This is a genomic window from Pantoea sp. GW821-FHT03E06 (assembly GCF_059420725.1).
In genome coordinates, this window is the sequence record NZ_JBWKUG010000001.1 from 2,334,226 (window position 1) to 2,347,589 (window position 13,364).

The 13,364-nt window shown below is 53.1% G+C and carries 15 protein-coding genes; 6 read left to right on the forward strand and 9 right to left on the reverse strand.

The window, feature by feature from the left end; all coding sequences use genetic code 11:
• Position 1: 1 nt before the first annotated feature.
• Positions 2 to 676 (reverse strand): gamma-glutamylcyclotransferase, encoded by a 675-nt coding sequence (locus AC07WB_RS10885; protein ID WP_176519168.1) that lies wholly within the window; start codon positions 674 to 676, stop codon positions 2 to 4.
• 239 nt (positions 677 to 915) lie between these two features.
• Positions 916 to 1,146, reverse strand: a complete 231-nt coding sequence (gene chaB, locus AC07WB_RS10890; protein ID WP_097097035.1) for a putative cation transport regulator ChaB — start codon at positions 1,144 to 1,146, stop codon at positions 916 to 918.
• Positions 1,147 to 1,513: 367 nt separating this feature from the next.
• Here chaB and chaA point away from each other — a divergent pair, with 367 nt between their 5' ends.
• Positions 1,514 to 2,599: a sodium-potassium/proton antiporter ChaA gene (gene chaA / locus AC07WB_RS10895; protein ID WP_097097034.1), complete on the forward strand. Its 1,086-nt coding sequence runs from the start codon at positions 1,514 to 1,516 to the stop codon at positions 2,597 to 2,599.
• A 140-nt stretch (positions 2,600 to 2,739) separates the two neighbouring features.
• Here chaA and kdsA read toward each other — a convergent pair whose 3' ends face one another.
• Genes kdsA through hemA form a run of 6 tightly spaced genes read right to left on the reverse strand, consistent with a single transcriptional unit; the run spans position 2,740 to position 8,047 of the window.
• Positions 2,740 to 3,594, reverse strand: a complete 855-nt coding sequence (gene kdsA, locus AC07WB_RS10900) for a 3-deoxy-8-phosphooctulonate synthase (protein WP_097097033.1) — start codon at positions 3,592 to 3,594, stop codon at positions 2,740 to 2,742.
• 25 nt (positions 3,595 to 3,619) lie between these two features.
• Positions 3,620 to 4,429, reverse strand: coding sequence for an invasion regulator SirB1 (gene sirB1, locus AC07WB_RS10905; RefSeq protein WP_097097032.1), 810 nt, complete (start codon positions 4,427 to 4,429; stop codon positions 3,620 to 3,622).
• Entirely contained in the window at positions 4,426 to 4,824 is a 399-nt protein-coding gene (locus AC07WB_RS10910) for a SirB2 family protein (RefSeq protein WP_097097031.1), read from the reverse strand. The genes sirB1 and AC07WB_RS10910 overlap by 4 nt, the downstream gene beginning before the upstream one ends.
• A 9-nt stretch (positions 4,825 to 4,833) precedes the next feature.
• The gene (prmC, locus tag AC07WB_RS10915; protein WP_494940477.1) at positions 4,834 to 5,667 is read right to left on the reverse strand and encodes a peptide chain release factor N(5)-glutamine methyltransferase; all 834 of its coding nucleotides are present in this window, start codon (positions 5,665 to 5,667) and stop codon (positions 4,834 to 4,836) included.
• On the reverse strand, positions 5,667 to 6,749 hold the full coding sequence (prfA, locus tag AC07WB_RS10920; protein ID WP_097097029.1) for a peptide chain release factor 1: 1,083 nt from the start codon (positions 6,747 to 6,749) through the stop codon (positions 5,667 to 5,669). The genes prmC and prfA overlap by 1 nt, the downstream gene beginning before the upstream one ends.
• Before the next feature lie 41 nt (positions 6,750 to 6,790).
• Positions 6,791 to 8,047 (reverse strand): glutamyl-tRNA reductase, encoded by a 1,257-nt coding sequence (gene hemA, locus AC07WB_RS10925; protein ID WP_494940478.1) that lies wholly within the window; start codon positions 8,045 to 8,047, stop codon positions 6,791 to 6,793.
• Positions 8,048 to 8,263: 216 nt separating this feature from the next.
• On the opposite strand from hemA, the gene lolB reads away from it, so the two are divergent.
• The 4 genes from lolB to AC07WB_RS10945 all read left to right on the forward strand — a co-directional run bounded on the left by lolB (position 8,264) and on the right by AC07WB_RS10945 (position 12,228).
• The gene (gene lolB / locus AC07WB_RS10930; RefSeq protein WP_097097027.1) at positions 8,264 to 8,887 is read left to right on the forward strand and encodes a lipoprotein insertase outer membrane protein LolB; all 624 of its coding nucleotides are present in this window, start codon (positions 8,264 to 8,266) and stop codon (positions 8,885 to 8,887) included.
• Positions 8,884 to 9,741, forward strand: coding sequence for a 4-(cytidine 5'-diphospho)-2-C-methyl-D-erythritol kinase (gene ispE / locus AC07WB_RS10935; protein ID WP_494940479.1), 858 nt, complete (start codon positions 8,884 to 8,886; stop codon positions 9,739 to 9,741). Before lolB ends, ispE begins: the two co-directional genes overlap by 4 nt.
• A 136-nt stretch (positions 9,742 to 9,877) precedes the next feature.
• Entirely contained in the window at positions 9,878 to 10,825 is a 948-nt protein-coding gene (gene prs / locus AC07WB_RS10940) for a ribose-phosphate diphosphokinase (protein WP_006118899.1), read from the forward strand.
• Positions 10,826 to 11,052: 227 nt separating this feature from the next.
• Positions 11,053 to 12,228 (forward strand): GGDEF domain-containing protein, encoded by a 1,176-nt coding sequence (locus AC07WB_RS10945; protein ID WP_494940480.1) that lies wholly within the window; start codon positions 11,053 to 11,055, stop codon positions 12,226 to 12,228.
• On the opposite strand, the gene ychH is transcribed toward AC07WB_RS10945, so the two are convergent.
• A complete protein-coding gene (gene ychH / locus AC07WB_RS10950) occupies positions 12,225 to 12,500 on the reverse strand; it encodes a stress-induced protein YchH (protein ID WP_097097024.1) in 276 nt (91 codons plus the stop codon). The two genes, AC07WB_RS10945 and ychH, sit on opposite strands and share 4 nt — an antisense overlap.
• Before the next feature lie 257 nt (positions 12,501 to 12,757).
• On the opposite strand from ychH, the gene pth reads away from it, so the two are divergent.
• Complete coding sequence (gene pth / locus AC07WB_RS10955; protein WP_008107639.1) at positions 12,758 to 13,345, forward strand: aminoacyl-tRNA hydrolase; 588 nt, start codon at positions 12,758 to 12,760, stop codon at positions 13,343 to 13,345.
• The last annotated feature ends 19 nt before the right edge of the window (positions 13,346 to 13,364 follow it).

Sequence of the window (13,364 nt, forward strand, 5' to 3'; positions counted from 1 at the left end):
GTTAGCGCGCTGCTGTATTCTGGTTCTGCAGCGCCCTAACTTCAGCCGCCAGCCGCGTCAGTGCCTCTTCTTGCATGCCACGCTTGCCCAGCTCCTGCTCCAATGCATAGAGATACTGTGCGTTGGTGCCCAACGGGCCGCTGGCCTGCGCGATCAGTGGCGCAATAGTGCGACGACATGAATCGGTCTCGTACAGTGGATGGCGGGGATCCATAATGAAGACCAGCGCGGTGACGTTACGTCCATCCTCCAGCGCCAGTTCGCACCAGGTTGGCAGATAGCAGCCGGTAATCATTTCACGCTTCCACAGCAGTTCGAGCTCATCATGCAGCCGCGATTCTGGCAAACGAAACGCCAGACCGCTGGTCATCCCGCCCTCTTTCAGTGCCAGCATGCGTCCCGGCGCCGTGACCGTACCGCGACCCGCAATCAGACGCAGACAAAAGGCGCGGTGCCAACCTTCCAGCCGGCCAGACGCCACTTCTTCCGCTTCAAAAATCGGGTTCCACATCAGCGAGCCATAGCCAAAGATCCACACTGGACTCTGGTCAGGACGACAAGCAAGCGTTGCCGCCAGCGATGCCGCACGCTGTTCACAGCTCCACAGTAGCGCCTCGTCAATATCACCAAATGATGTTTTGCAATCTGCTTTTAATAAAAATTCCCGGGTTAACACTACGGTCTCCTCTACTATGCAAACATCTCGCCGGTGCAGCATCTTAAAACTGATGTCTTAACGTCGACGCCTGTTACGTCGGCTTAAGAGAAGACATTAATTCATTTTTAACAAAAAATTCAACATTGACCCCGATCACAAAGGGGAAATTCTCTGTAAATAGCATCGGCTGCCTGGCGAGAAACTTGAATAGCGCGGGGAAAAGCAGGAATGCGGGCCAAAATGACCCGCTTCACAGACTAGTTTTTAGGGTGCCACTTATCATCATCACCTTTGGCATACTCTTGTTTAACGGCTGACCAGGCAACTTTGTGGGCAACCTCTTCGCGAGATTCGTCGCCACGTCTGTCGTCAGGATCTTTATATTGATCCCAGGCGCTGTTGAAGGCTTTCTGATAGATGGTTTGTGCGTGACTCGGCAACACATGGCGCACACTGTCGGGCAACTCACGGTTAGATGAATAAGGCATATTTCCTCCTGTTTCACACTAAAACTTAAGCCTGGAACATCTGCGATAAAACGCAAATCGTTACTTTAGCCGGCAGGAGCGTAAAAAAAGATTTAAACCGCTATAAAGTACATCATAAGTACTCATTAATGGCTTTAATTACCGTTGAAACTTAGCAAAATACTATTTCAACATAATGAATATATGCATATATCCGCTGATAACCTGACCTTTCTCCCTGTTATGTATAAGAAACGCCTTTGGTAAAGTCGCGTAAAATCGCAGCAGCCTGGCTGATGAAAAGTTACACTGCGTTGCGTCAGAAAACTCATTATATTTATCAGGCAATGATTGCCTGCTTTGTACTTTTTCCCGGAGAGGATGGTAAATGCCTGGACATGAGAAAACCCGCCACACCGAGTACTCACTGATTTTCCCCGTTGCTGCGCTGGCTGTGCTGAGTTTTTTTGGCAACCAGACAGCGCTACTGCCGGTTATCGGCATCAACTTACTGGCGCTAGTCGCCATTCTGAGCAGCGCCTTTAGCGTTGTACGTCATGCGGATGTATTAGCCCACCGTTTAGGTGAACCTTATGGCTCGCTGATTCTCAGCCTTTCCGTGGTCATTCTGGAGGTAAGCCTTATCTCCGCGCTAATGGCGACAGGCGATGCCGCCCCCGCGTTGATGCGCGATACGCTCTACTCCATCATCATGATCGTCACCGCCGGTTTAGTTGGTTTTGCCCTGCTGCTGGGTGGCCGTAAATTTGCCACCCAGTACGTCAATCTGGCGGGGGTTAAGCAGTACATGATCGCCATTTTCCCGCTGGCGATTCTGGTGCTGGTATTTCCCAATGCATTACCGGGTGGCAACTTCTCCACCGCACAAGCGCTGATTATTGCCGCAATATCGGCCGCCATGTATGGCGTGTTCCTGTTGATTCAGACAAAAACGCATCAGAGTCTCTTCGTTTATGAGCATGAAGATGATGGCGACGATCCGCATCACGGCAAACCCTCCGCGCACAGTTCGCTATGGCATACCGCGTGGCTAATCGTGCATCTGATCGCGGTAATTAGCGTCACCAAGATGAATGCCAATCCACTGGAAAGCCTGCTGACAGAGTTGAACGCGCCGAAGCAGTTCACCGGTTTCCTGGTGGCGCTGTTGATTCTGTCGCCAGAAGGATTAGGTGCAATTAAAGCGGTGTTGATGAATCAGGTACAGCGCGCGATGAATCTGTTCTTTGGTTCAGTGCTGGCAACGATTTCATTAACCGTGCCCGCCGTCACCATCATCGCAACCTTGACCGATCAGCAATTGGTATTTGGCCTTGAGCCGCCGCAGATGGTGATCATGAGTGCCGTGCTGATTCTGTGCCACATTTCGTTCTCAACTGGCCGTACCAACGTACTGAATGGTGCTGCACATCTGGCGCTGTTTGCCGGCTATTTGTTGACGATTATGCTGTAAACCGTAGGGTTGCTATGAGCACACATTCTGTAGCGGCGCGATTTATCGCGCAATAAATTGCGCCGCTACGACACCTGTGAATGGTGAATGACAAAATAATAAAAAAGGCGCCATCGGCGCCTTTTTTACATCTGAAACAATCAGTTGCTGGTGTCCAGCTCTGGGAAGCCCTTCACCAGATCGTCGATCGCTTTCATCTGCACCAGGAATGGCTCCAGCTTGTCCAGCGGCAGCGCGGAAGGACCATCACACTTGGCGCTGTTCGGTTCCGGGTGCGCTTCGATAAACAGGCCAGCAATGCCAACCGCCATACCGGCACGCGCCAGTTCAGCCACCTGCGCACGACGACCGCCAGATGCAGCACCGAACGGATCGCGCGTTTGCAGCGCGTGGGTGACGTCGAAGATCACCGGGCTATTTTTGGTGACATTCTTCATTACATTGAAGCCGAGCATGTCGACCACCAGATTGTCGTAACCGAAGTTGCTGCCGCGATCGCAAAGAATGACCTGATCGTTGCCGCCTTCCACAAACTTGTCATAGATATTACCCATCTGGCCTGGGCTGACAAACTGTGGCTTCTTCACGTTAATCACAGCGCCCGTTTTCGCCATGGCTTCCACCAGATCGGTCTGACGAGCGAGGAAGGCGGGCAGTTGAATCACATCAACCACGTCCGCTACAGGCTGCGCCTGGGAAGCTTCATGTACGTCGGTGATAATTTTCACGCCGAAAGCCTGCTTCAGCTCCTGAAAAATTTTCATCCCCTCTTCCAAACCCGGACCGCGATAGGATTTGATGGATGAACGGTTAGCTTTATCAAAAGAGGCTTTGAATACGTAAGGGATGCCGAGTTTGTCGGTGACCTTAACGTAATGTTCGCAGATGCGCATGGCGAGATCGCGCGATTCCAGCACGTTCATGCCGCCGAAAAGAACGAATGGCAGATCGTTTGCGACCTTGATATCGCCAATACTCACTACTTTCTGTGTCATGACCTTTCCTTATATCTTCTGAGGCTTAGTGCAGCGTCACCTGCTTCTGTTCGATGGCGTGAATCTGCACTTTAATCATTTCGCTAACCGGGTCTTCAGGACACTGTTCAACAAAATAGGTCAAATCGGTCAGCGCGATGTGTTCACACTCTAACTGCGCGTATATCAAGCCGCGATCGCGGATCTCATAGGGATCGTCGGGGTCGATCTGCAGCAGCACCTGGCTTACGTTCAGCGCCAGTTCCATCTGCTTCTCTTCCATCAGCGCCGATTTCAACGTATCAAGCATTTTGCGCATGACGTTGATCGTTTTCGCTTCGTCGAGATCATCATTATACAGCTTAGCGGTTGGGCTAATATTGCCCTTAAGCCATACTTCTAACGTATGCGTATCCAACGTTTCGCCATTGAATGGATTAATTAGCCACATCTCGCCGTCTAACCAGTCCGCACGCAAAATCAGCTGCGTAGGAAAAATGACCGGCATGAGCGGTAACTCTAGCTCATCGGCGATATGCAGCAGAATCACGCCGAGCGAAACCGCAGTACCCTGGCGGCTCGAAAGCACTTTGTCGATCCACAGCGCATCCGAAAGGTTGTAGACGCCGCTGGCACCACCAAATCCCCACTGACGATAAAACAGTTCTAACAGCTTCTCGAGCTGCAGATCGGCATCTTTTTCACTGCTGATAAACGCACGGGCTTCCTCGACCAGCGCGGCCAGCTGCTGCTGCACGGATGGCGCGGAAAAATCATTGCGTATGGCGCATGTGGCACCAATCACCGCTTCACTTAACGGCGTTTTACTGTAATCAAGTTGCTCTGGCGAGGTCATACAATCCCCAATAACGGCATTTTGGTCATCGCCAGCTTAATCACAATCAACAAGGCAACGATTGCAACCAGACAGGCGATCCAACGTGTCCCCATTTTACGTGGGCGACGGCTCAATGCCACGGAACCTAAGGCGATGTAGATAATAACCGCTAACAGCTTCTCCGTCAGCCAGCTTCCTTGCGGTGTGAACGGATAAAAGTGAGTAATCATCACTAACAGCGCGCCGCTTATCAGTAAAAAGGTGTCGTTAATATGCGGCGCAATGCGCACCCAGCGGCGCTGCAGCATGCCTGAACCAGTGCACTGCCAATAGAAACGGAGCAGAAACAGGCTGATCGTTAAGGCTACAGTCAGTAAATGGAAATGTTTGATCAGGGGATACCAGCTCGCCATCGTCGTTCCTTAATTGAAAAATTGTCCCAAAGTGACACGCGGATTCCCGCCGTAATCGTCAACGGTGCTTACCATCTGGTAATTGTGCTGCATCATCATCGCGCGTAGGGCCGCGCCCTGCTGCCAACCGTGTTCCAACAACAGCCAGCCACCAGGCTGCAACCATTGCGGCGCGGTGTGAATAATGAAGCGTAAATCGGCCAGGCCCTGATCGTCCGCCACCAGCGCGCTAAGCGGCTCAAAGCGCACATCGCCCTGCTGCAGATGTTCATCGGCGGCATCAATATACGGAGGATTGCTGACAATCAGGTCAAAGCGTTGGGCAGGAAGATCGCTAAACCAGTGGCTAAGCATGAAGTGCGCGTTGTTGATATGCAGACGCTGCGCGTTGTCTTGCGCCAGTTCCACCGCGGCAGGAATACGATCGCAGCCGATAACCTGGCACTGTGGTCGCTCGCTGGCTAAGGCCAGCGCGATGGCTCCGGTTCCGGTGCCCAAATCCAGCAGTGACGTTGCCGTTGCTGGCAGATGCGCCAGCGCCTGCTCCACCAACACTTCGGTATCCGGACGTGGAATCAGCGTGGCATCACTGACGCGTAACGGCAGCGACCAGAACTCACGCTCGCCCACCAGATGCGCAATCGGTTCACCGTTAACGCGCCTTGCCAGCAACGCCTTGAGCTGTTGCTGCTGCCGTTCATCAAGTTCCGCATCATCAAATGCCACCAGCCAGCTGCGGGATTTGCCCGTCACGAAGCCCAGCAAAATTTCGGCATCGCGCTTTGGGCTATCACCGCCGCAGAGCGCCACCACCGCTTGCTGTAGCCAGCGACGGACATTCATCAATCCTGTCCAGCCAAGGCAGCGAGCTGATCGGCTTGATACTCCTGCACAATCGGCTCGATCAATGCATCAAGTTTGCCTTCCATCACCTCGTCGAGACGATAAACGGTCAGGTTGATGCGGTGATCGGTGACACGCCCCTGCGGGAAATTATAGGTGCGGTTGCGATCGGAACGGTCGCCGCTGCCGAGCAGGTTACGGCGCGTGGAGGCCTCAGCGGCATTACGCTTGGCGGTTTCGGCGGCATGAATACGTGCGCCCAGCACCGCCAACGCTTTGGCTTTATTTTTGTGCTGTGAGCGCTCATCCTGGCACTCCACCACAATGCCGGTTGGCAAGTGGGTGATACGGATGGCGGAATCGGTGGTGTTAACGTGCTGACCACCCGCACCGGAAGAACGGAAGGTGTCGATTTTTAAATCGCCCGCGTTAATTTCCGGCATCTCAGCTTCTGGCAGCTCCGGCATCACCGCGACGGTACACGCCGAGGTGTGAATGCGGCCCTGCGATTCGGTTTCCGGCACACGCTGCACGCGGTGGCCGCCCGATTCAAACTTAAAGCGGCCATAAGCGCCGTCGCCACTGATGCGGGCGATGACTTCTTTATAACCGCCGTGTTCGCCTTCGTTGGCGCTAATGATCTCCACCTGCCAGCGACGCGCTTCCGCGTAACGGCTGTACATGCGGAATAGATCGCCAGCGAAAATGGCCGCTTCATCACCGCCGGTGCCGGCACGCACTTCGACAAAGCACGAGCGTTCATCGTCGGGATCTTTCGGCAGCAGCAGCACCTGCAGCTGTTGTTCTAATTCCTCGCGCTTCTCGCGCGACGATTTCAATTCTTCCTGCGCCATCTCGCGCATTTCCGGGTCTTCCAACAGCATTTCGGCAGTTTCAACATCTTCCTGCACCTGCTGCCATTCACGGAAACAACGGGTGACGTCGCTAAGCTGGGCATATTCGCGTGATAACGCACGGAAACGATCCTGATCGGCAATCACGCCGGCATCGCCCAGTAACGCTTCCACTTCCTCATGGCGTTCCTGGAGCGCTTCCAGCTTGGCAACAATAGAGCTCTTCATGTAATAGCGGGTATCCCAGTGATAGGTCGTGACTGACCAGATTACTCTAAACCGAGGCTGTCACGTAAGATCTGCAGGCGTTCGCTGTCGCCGTCGCGCGCGGCCTGCTGCAGTGATTTGGTTGGTGTATGGATTAAACGGTTGGTTAGCTTGTGGGCCAGTTCCTGCAACACTTTTTCCGCGTCAGCGCCCTGACGCAACGCCATCAAGGCGCGCTCATGCAGTTCGGCACGCACTTCATCGGCCTGTGAACGATATTCGCGGATGGTTTCTACCGCACTTTGTGCGCGCAGCCAGGCCATGAATTCGCCGCTCTCCTGCACCACAATGCTTTCAGCCTGCACGGCGGCCGCTTTGCGCTGCGCCATGTTCTGCTCGATGATGGCTTGCAGATCGTCAACGCTATATAAGTAGGCATTGGCCAACTTGCCCACTTCCGGCTCGACATCGCGCGGGACGGCGATATCAACCAGCAGCATCGGCTGATTGCGACGCGCTTTCAGCGCGCGTTCCACCATCCCTTTACCAATAATCGGCAGCGGGCTGGAGGTGGAAGAGATAATAATGTCGGCGTCGGCCAGGCGGGTTTCGATATCGCCCAGGCCAATCACTTCCGCGCCGACTTCATCGGCCAGCAGCTGAGCGCGCTCGCGGGTGCGGTTGGCAATCATCAGCTTTTTAACGCTATGTTCGCGCAGATGACGCGCCACCAGCTCAATTGTTTCGCCGGCACCCACCAATAGCACGTTGACGGTGCTCAGGGATTCAAAGATTTGCCGTGCCAGTGAACAAGCAGCAAAGGCAACGGACACCGCGCTGGCACCGATTTCAGTTTCAGTGCGGACACGCTTAGCCACCGAGAAGGTTTTCTGGAACATCCGCTCCAGTTCACTGCTCAGCGCGTGGTCGCGTGATGAATCCACAAACGCTTTTTTCACCTGACCGAGAATTTGTGGTTCACCCAACACCAGCGAGTCCAGTCCACTGGCAACGCGCATCAGGTGGCTGACCGCCGCGTTATCCTGATGCCAGTAAAGGCTGTTACGCACATCCTCTTCGCGCAAATCGTGATAATCACACAGCCACTGCACCAGTTTTTCTTGCAGATCCGCTTGTTGCTCTACGCTGAGGTAGAGTTCGGTACGGTTGCAGGTCGAAAGGACCACACCGCTCTGCACCATCGGCTGGGACAGCAGGCTATTCAGCGCCAGTTCCAGCGAGTCAGGTGTAAACGCAACGCGTTCGCGCAGCGCAACAGGTGCAGTTTTGTGGTTGATTCCGAGTGCAAGCAGCGTCATGTGATTCGGGTTGGGATATCCCAATAATTGTCAGGGTTTTGTGCAGCGCATTCTACAAGATGCCACAGGTCAAGAAAAGCCATACAAAGCCTATGACTGTAATAAGATTAAACTGAACGTGCGCAATTATCGCTACAACAGCATTGACGGCTTACCCGCGGATGGTTAGCGTTACCGGTTACGAAGTAAAAACGTGTCTGAGGAGATGACCACGTGATGCATTTGCCCCCGCGCAAGTTACTGCGCCTTTTACCCCTTGCCAGCGTGTTACTGGCTGCATGTACCATTAACAAACCACAAGGTCCGGGCCCAAGCACCACGTCACCGCAATGGCAACAGCACCAGCAGGCCGTCGCAAAAATTAGTCAGTATCAGACGCGCGGCGCGTTCGCTTACCTCTCCGACAAGCAAAAAGTTTATGCGCGCTTTAACTGGCAGCAAACCGCCGCCGATCGCTATCGCTTGTTGCTGACCAACCCGCTGGGCAGCACTGAATTGCAGCTTGATGCGCAAGGATCGGTAGTACAGATCGTGGATAACAAAGGCAAGCGCTACGTAAGCAACGATGCTGAGAAGATGATTTCACAGCTTACCGGTATGGATATTCCGCTCGCCAATCTGCGTCAGTGGATGATGGGCCTCCCGGGCGATGCGAGCGATTATCAGCTGAACAGTAACTATCAGCTGCAAAGCCTGAATTACAGCCGCAATGGACAGCAGTGGAAAGTGAATATCTCCGATTACGACAGCAAAATTAACCCGCCGCTGCCGGCGAATCTGGAGCTAACCGAAGGCGGTCAGCGTATCAAACTGCGCATGGATAGCTGGACCACAAAATGATCACCACGTGGCCGGCGCCAGCAAAACTGAATCTGTTTCTGTACATTACCGGCCGTCGCCCTGACGGCTACCACAATCTGCAAACCCTGTTTCAGTTTCTTGATTACGGCGACACGCTGGAGATCATCCCTGATAGCAGCGATAAGATTACGCTCCTGACGCCGCTGGACGGCGTGCCAGATGAAGAAAACCTGATTGTGCGGGCCGCGCTGGCGTTAAAGCAATGTGCCGCCGCGCGGGGCACATTACCCGCGTTGGCCGGTGCAACGATTGCGCTGAAGAAAGTGTTGCCGATGGGTGGCGGTCTTGGCGGCGGCTCATCGGATGCCGCTACGGTGCTCGTCGCTCTCAATCATCTATGGCAAACCGCTCTCAGCGATGATGAACTCGCAACGATTGGCATCAAGTTGGGTGCCGATGTGCCGGTGTTTGTGCGCGGTCACGCGGCCTTTGCTGAAGGCGTCGGCGAACAGTTGCAGCCAGCCGAACCTGCAGAAAAATGGTATCTGGTGGCGCATCCAGGCGTCAGTATCGCTACCCCCGATCTGTTCCGCGATCCCGATTTGACGCGCGATTCGCCAATCCGCACATTAGATGAACTATTACAGCGGCCTTTTCACAATGATTGTGAGGCTGTGGCAAGAAAACGTTTTCGTAAGGTTGATGAGCTGCTTTCCTGGCTGCTAGAATACGCGCCGTCGCGCCTGACTGGGACCGGAGCTTGTGTGTTTGCTGAATTTGACACCGAGTCCGACGCACATCAGGTGCTGGAGCTTGCCCCGAAATGGATTTGCGGATTTGTGGCGCGCGGGCTTAATATCTCGCCGTTGCAGCGCACACTTTCTGGGCTATAAGCGTTTACGTGACAGTGTCACACGTTCCAGATACTGCACGTTGCGCATTAACACACCCGTATGAACATGCTCTTTGGTATTCGCCGGTTACTCTAGAGCCGTTCATTCTCTGGACGCCAAGCCTGAGGTTCTTCTCGTGCCTGATATGAAGCTATTTGCTGGTAACGCCACCCCGGAACTAGCACAACGCATTGCCAACCGCCTTTACACTAGCCTCGGAGACGCCGCTGTTGGCCGTTTCAGTGATGGTGAAGTAAGTGTACAGATCAACGAAAATGTACGCGGTGGTGATATTTTCATCATCCAGTCCACCTGTGCCCCCACCAACGATAATCTGATGGAGCTGGTTGTGATGGTCGACGCATTGCGTCGGGCTTCTGCTGGTCGTATTACTGCTGTTATTCCTTACTTTGGCTATGCGCGTCAGGATCGCCGTGTGCGTTCTGCTCGTGTTCCTATCACCGCCAAAGTGGTTGCCGATTTCCTCTCTAGCGTGGGCGTTGACCGTGTTCTCACCGTTGACCTGCATGCTGAACAGATTCAGGGCTTCTTTGATGTCCCGGTCGATAACGTATTTGGTAGCCCAATTCTGCTGGAAGATATGCTGCAGATTGGTTTGGAAAACCCAATCGTTGTTTCCCCAGACATTGGTGGCGTAGTGCGTGCGCGCGCTATCGCCAAACTGCTCAACGATACCGATATGGCTATCATCGACAAACGCCGCCCGCGTGCGAACGTTTCCCAGGTGATGCACATCATTGGCGACGTTGCAGGTCGTGACTGCGTACTGGTCGACGATATGATCGACACCGGCGGTACGCTGTGCAAAGCGGCTGAAGCATTGAAAGAGCGCGGCGCTAAACGTGTGTTTGCTTACGCCACTCACCCAATCTTCTCAGGCAATGCGGTGGAAAATCTGCGTAAATCTGTCATTGATCAAGTGATTGTCTGCGATACCATTCCGTTGTCCGAAGAGATGAAATCTCTGCCAAACGTGCGTACTTTAACGTTGTCTGGCATGTTGGCCGAAGCGATTCGTCGCATCAGTAACGAAGAATCTATCTCTGCGATGTTTGAACATTAATTCATCGCATGCAACCGGGCTTCGTGCCCGGTTTTTCTTTGCCAGTCCATAGGATGTTACTCACCGATTAAGCCGCTTTCCCTGCTGATATTTCCGCGATAAATTCCGTTAAAACCCGCTATTCTCGCTGCCATCCACTCTTTTTCTCCCACACCTATTGCCGCACTTTAGTGGTCCAATGATTAATGGTATTTTTCTCGACACTTTTACTAAGAGCTCCGACCACTATGTCTCTCGACATCTACACGCTGTTTGTTTGTGAGCTCTATGTGCTGGGGTTTTTAAGTATCATTTTGATCTTTGCCTGGGTTGGCGGGCAATATGATCGCGTATTGGGTTGCACCACGCTGGCCTTGGTTTTAACGTTAGCGGCGGTATTTCTCAGCAGCATGCGCAGTGCCGGATTCCATTTTCTACCGGTGGTCATCGGCAATGTAATGCTGCTCTTTGCCTATGGCAATCTGCTTAACGCTTTTCGCATTTTCTGCGGAAAACCTATCGGAATGAGTTGGATGGGCGGCGGTTTACTATGGGCCACTTTATGTTTATTCCCCGAATTCTATGACAGCCAACCAAAGCGTGTTCTGGTGGTTTGCCTGCTGTGCATTATCTTTACTGGCGCGCTGATTCGCTTGCTGTGGCGCGTACGCGCATCCCTCACCGTCACCTTCTGGCCAGCGCAGTTTCTACTGTGGGTTCATTTACTGTTTCACGTGACGCGCATCTTCCTTGATGATGCAGTGGCTTCGCCGGTACATGGTGCCATTGGGGGGTCAAGTTTCTCGGTTTACGTCATTCTGGAATCGATTTTGTTTGTCATCGGCCTGACCTTTACGATTCTGGCGATGGTCAACGAGCGCGCTCAGGTGGCACACAAACTGGCTTCAATGCACGATCCTCTCACCAGCGTGTGGAACCGTCGCGCCTTATTTGAACAAGCGGATAAAGTGGTGCTGCGCAGCTCACGCCCATCACAACCGTTTATTTACAGCGCAGTACTGTTCGATTTAGACCATTTTAAAACTATTAATGACCGCTATGGCCATCAACAAGGTGACCAGGTCCTGATAGATTTTTGTCAGGTGGTGCAGTCTGTGTTGCCGGAGGGTGGTCATTTTGCCCGTCTGGGCGGTGAGGAGTTTGCAGCGATATTGCCTGGTGATGAAGATCAAGCACAGCTGATTTGTGAGCGTATCCGGTTAGCGACACAGATATCACAGCCTAACGACGTCCGTTATACCGTGAGTATCGGTTTTGCTACCGCTCTTGAGCCTGGTCAGCCTTTTCCCGCTTTGCTGGCGCTGGCTGATGAAGCGTTATATCGCGCTAAAGCCAGCGGCCGTAATTGCATTGGACGATATCGCGTTCAGGAACGGCCGCTTAGAGAATCAGTAATGACTTAATGTGAAGAGTGATTGCGACGGCAGCGTTTGTCGCCGTAATGACGCAACCAAAAGTAACGATCTTCTACTCTTTCACGTCCGCTGACGCGCGCACCCACCAGCCAAAGTAACGCGCCGACGAAGATGCTAAACATGGCACCATGTGCCAAAAATTGCGGCAGATTGAGTGAAGGAAGCTGGTTAATAATGGAATACCCGACGCCGAGAACCATCGTCAGTAAACCCAAACACATCAAGCTGTTACCTACTACGCGGCATTGTTGACGTTTCATGATTCACCTCCATCCTTATAAAAGCAAAACAGCACGTATGGTTAATTAGCCATAAGCTTAGGCAATAGCTGCCGCTTAAGTTGCGTACAGGATCACAGTTCCTTCACAACCTTTGACGAAACTTTACTGCCAGCACCTTGATTTCGATAGAAATTGATTAGTCACTGAGCGTCATTACCGGTTATTGGTGCACTTTGTGATTCGGACCGACAGGCAGTAAACTATCGCCCTTTCCGCAGCAAGACAGGATAAACAACGTGAGCAGCATTAAACTGATTGTGGGGCTGGCCAATCCCGGCGCTGAATACGCCGCAACGCGCCATAATGCGGGTGCCTGGTATGTAGATTTGCTAGCGAGTCGTAACAATCAGTCATTAAAGGATGAGCCTAAATTCTATGGCTACACCGCACGCTTATCTTTAGCGGGTGAAGATGTGCGCCTGCTGGTGCCGACCACCTTTATGAACCTCAGCGGTAAAGCGGTGGCAGCGATGGCGACCTTTTATCGCATAGCGCCGGAAGAGATTCTGGTGGCGCACGATGAACTGGATTTACCTCCGGGCGTGGCAAAGTTCAAACAAGGCGGCGGCCACGGCGGTCACAACGGCCTCAAAGACATCATCAGCAAACTAGGCAATAACAATAATTTTCACCGTTTGCGCGTCGGCATCGGCCATCCTGGCGATCGCAATAAAGTCACCGGTTTCGTGCTAGGCAAGCCGCCCGCCAGCGAACAAAAGTTGATTGACGATGCGGTAGACGAAGCGGTGCGCTGCACCGAACTGTGGCTAAAAGAAGACAAGATTAAGGCGATGAACCGCCTGCATGCCTTCAAGGCTGGTTAAGGCCAATTCCCGCGCCGCA